The sequence below is a fragment of the Methanosarcina sp. A14 genome (assembly GCF_001729375.1).
Classification (GTDB): domain Archaea; phylum Halobacteriota; class Methanosarcinia; order Methanosarcinales; family Methanosarcinaceae; genus Methanosarcina; species Methanosarcina barkeri.
Genome location: NZ_LZPK01000099.1, coordinates 1 through 3,646, shown reverse-complemented (window position 1 = coordinate 3,646; position 3,646 = coordinate 1). Strand labels below are relative to the sequence as shown.

General features: G+C 37.8%; 3 protein-coding genes and 1 pseudogene. 1 reads left to right on the top strand and 3 read right to left on the bottom strand.

Annotated features, from left to right (window positions below; all coding sequences use genetic code 11):
- Positions 1-205 precede the first annotated feature (205 nt).
- The 3 genes from A9239_RS05475 to A9239_RS05465 form a co-directional block, all read right to left on the bottom strand.
- On the bottom strand, positions 206-1,369 hold the full coding sequence (locus A9239_RS05475; protein WP_048121204.1) for a TIGR04279 domain-containing protein: 1,164 nt from the start codon (positions 1,367-1,369) through the stop codon (positions 206-208).
- Positions 1,370-1,618: 249 nt separating this feature from the next.
- Positions 1,619-2,494: a hypothetical protein gene (locus A9239_RS05470; protein ID WP_052712906.1), complete on the bottom strand. Its 876-nt coding sequence runs from the start codon at positions 2,492-2,494 to the stop codon at positions 1,619-1,621.
- Positions 2,495-2,818: 324 nt separating this feature from the next.
- On the bottom strand, positions 2,819-3,226 hold the full coding sequence (locus A9239_RS05465; RefSeq protein ID WP_048156049.1) for a hypothetical protein: 408 nt from the start codon (positions 3,224-3,226) through the stop codon (positions 2,819-2,821).
- A gap of 301 nt (positions 3,227-3,527) precedes the next feature.
- On the opposite strand from A9239_RS05465, the pseudogene A9239_RS18845 reads away from it, so the two are divergent.
- Positions 3,528-3,646 (top strand): annotated as a pseudogene (locus A9239_RS18845) (IS701 family transposase); the annotation flags it as partial.

Sequence of the window (3,646 nt, the reverse complement as noted above, 5' to 3'; positions counted from 1 at the left end):
ATGAAACATCAAAGTGAAAAATCAAAAAAAAGGTGGTTTCATAAAGAAATCCACCTTTTTAAGCCTTAACTCTATTCTATCTTTTTACCGTTTTTTAGAGTTTTAGCTTTTTGTTTTAATCTTTTGTTCCGACACTGATCAGTCCGGCTCAAAATCTGTTTTTGGAGAGTCCGGGATATCTGTCAGCTTCTGAGTCCTGACCCGATTATATCGGTGAGGTTCCTTTTGTACTTATTGTCAGTTTATCCTGGTCTATGCCTACAAGGCCTTTGCCAGGTTCATAGGCACCTGTAAAGAGGAGGTAGTTCCCTGGCTGGAGGTCAAAGGTTGTAAGGGAAAGGGTGTTCTGGTTTTCATCGCTTATACTTATCGTACCGTTGCCTTCTCCAATAAGAGTCTGGACTGCGTTTGTAAGTTCACTTTTGTTTGTGGAGCTTATGCCCAGATCCCTGAGGTCTATATCGTTAACGGAAACATTGGTCCCGTCTATTGTCCCATTGCTGCTGACGTTTATTTCAGCTTTATAAGCCTCTTCATTTATCAGCAGGGCACCGTATGTAAACTTTCCATCAGCAGGTGCTTTTTTCAGGCTCATTGTAACATCAAGGTTGTCGCCTTCCTTCATATTGTTGTCTGCCTTTGTTTTCAGTTCATAGTTAACTACTTCAAAGCCAGTTGCTGAAAGAACTTTCTTTTCCATGCTGGTGTTCTCTTTGTCTTCGTCATCCGCAAGTGTTACAATGATGCCGTAACTCCCGGGCTTAAGGGAGTAGAAGGTAATTGGTTTAAGCAGGTCTCCTTTCTTGTCCAGAGTCGCGCATAATTTGATGTAAGAATTATCCGTACCTTCTCCGAAAATTTGTCCCAGGTTTATGCTTTCGTTACCCGCAAGAACAATGGCTTTTTTGACGGAACTCACACTAGACCCATTGACAAGGTAAACATTCACTTTCTGATTCTTAAAAGCTGAAGGACCATTATAGGTCATTGTTACTTTCTGGCCATCAGTATAAAATGGATGTGTGGAGTATGGGTATGTATAGTTCACTTCCGTGTTACTATCCTTGTTTAGTTTAACCACAGTTCCTGCTTTTTCAACACAGTTGGTTCCATTGTAGATAAAGCTAAGTGGTTCTGGAAGCTGGATTTCTTGTCCTCCGCTGAGTTGAATCCATCCTCCCTCGTCCTGGCTATCATCATGGTCTGCAAAGACGACGCTATCTCCGTTTTTCTCGATAGATGCAATCCAGAGTCCTTTTTCGGAAACTGCGGCTGATACTGAAATAAGTGCGAAAATGCAGATTAGAGCCGCGAAGGTTAATTTACATTTCCTCATATCTATTCCATTTGTTCCTATTTTTTTCTTCAATCGTTACACCCCTAAATTAGTATTTATTGTTTTATCCCGGACTTTTGCTATATATTCTTTAGTTTTGTATATTATCTACTTCATTAATTATTAAGCTTTCATCCGCGAATTTCTTTTTTAATTAAATTAATTCATATTCATATATTTTATCTACAAGACATGTCTACTATTAATATGTATTTATAGTTTATCGAAATCGTCTTCAAAGGATTCTAAAAACAAATGTATTTTAAACCCCTCAGTATATTATTATGACTTTTTCCTCCCTAAATAAACCACAAATAATATTAATACGGCTAAGATTCCTGCTATCCATATCTTCTGCGATTTCAGGTCTTTGAAATCATCGGCAAATTTCTTTTCTTCACTGGAAATGTTTTTTCCATTATCTATTTCTTCTTTTATTTTCTCGGTTATTCCCCCTACGTCTTCCTCACTTGAGTTCTGTTCCGAGGAGTTTGTTTCTGAAGAGAGGCTTTCTGATGGCTGTAATTCTATCTTCTTTGTAATGCCATCAACTTTTACTTCAAAATTGCCTGCCGGTATAGACTTGGTATTATATTGATAGCTGATACTTCCATCAGAATCAACCTCTATTTTTTGCACGGCTGTTATCCTGAGTTTGACACTAGAACCACTTGCCTTTCCGTCAATTCTTATCTTATATGTTCCTGAAGGAACATGTGCCTGGAAAACGGTGGCAGTACCGTCTTTTGCCTCTGCACTTTTAGTTAACCATAGGAGCATCTTTGCTCTCACATTCAAGTCATCGGCCCCTATAGCCTTCACGACAAAACTGTTGTCAGAACCAGAGGGGATTACTACATCTTCAAGTTGGTACGCGTATTCCCCATCCTGAACCTCTACTTTTTTTTCGAAAGCCACCTGCACTTCCACAGTATCTCCCTCAAAACCGGTTCCTTTTATCTCTATTGTATCCCCAACAACTGGATTTTGAGGGGTAAGTTCCCAGTTGCTTGATGCAGCTGCTCCGGGAGACATAATCAGGAATAGGAAAATAGGAAGCAAGAACAGGAGTCTCAAACTTTCCTTATTCTTCGGATTTTTGATAAATGTAAAAACGGGCTTTATTAACTTAATTTCTTCAGAAAGCAATTTCTCCAACCTCTCCTCTTAATCTTTTCTTGATTAGAAAGGCTATTGTTCATTGAATAGCTATATTATAGGTCTATTTTTCTTTACATCTAGACTAATTATAAAAATTCTCGACAGATATAAAGACAAATAATAAAACTAGTTTATATATTTTTCTTTTTAGTATTCTGACTGTTTGCAGAAAAACGTATTCAGTATACAGGTTTTTGCATTCAGCTGTAAAGAGAAAGGATTGTAGGCTTCTACATCCTTTCTCATAATCTTTTTTTCAAGATTTTCTGTTTTTGTTAAGGCTGAATGGAAATTTTCCAGTCTAGTCTTCTATTTAATTTATCACTTTTTCTTTTTCATCAGTATCACAAGCCCTATCAGCAGGGTTCCTGCAAAGCCTAACAGGAAAGAGGGAAGTTTTGGAGGATTTCTTAAGACTTCTGATAATGAGTTTGCCTGGATGTATGGCTTGATATCTTCGGCTATGAATGATTTTGGAGTTTCGAGAATGGACTTAATTCTCATAAGCGAAGATATTTTGTTTGTCACTGAAGAAATATTAGTGATATTGTCTCCAGTAGAATTCTCCGAGCTGGATATCAAGCTCGCTCTTTGAGAATTTCCACCAGATGTTTTCAGCTCTTTCTGGGATGTATCTTCAGAACTTCCATTATTTTGTTCTTCAGTCAAGTTCTGTTCCGAAGAGTTTGTTTCCGAAGTCAGGTTTTCGTTATTTTGTTCTTCAGTCAAGTTCTGTTCCGAAGAGAGGTTTTCTTCAGACTGTAATTCTACCTGTTTTGCAGTGTCTCCAACATTTACTTCAAAATCGCCTGCCGGTATAGACTTAGTACTATATAGGTAGCTGATACTTCCATCAGAATCTACCTCTATCTCTTGCGTGGCTGTTATCTTGAGTTTGACATTAGAACCACTTGCCTTTCCGTCGATCCTGATTTCATATGTTTAGGACTTACGCAGTTAAAATGCCGAAAACTTGATATCTTTATAAATATACTTATGGCTTAGTGTTTCTCTAAAAACGTACGGAGTTATGGACATAAATCCACCTAAGTGTACCGACATTGACTACATTAAATATCTCATTGCGGCTTCTAAAGTTTTTAGCTGTACTGAAGCTGCTAGATGTTATCCAGACATAGCTAATGCTCC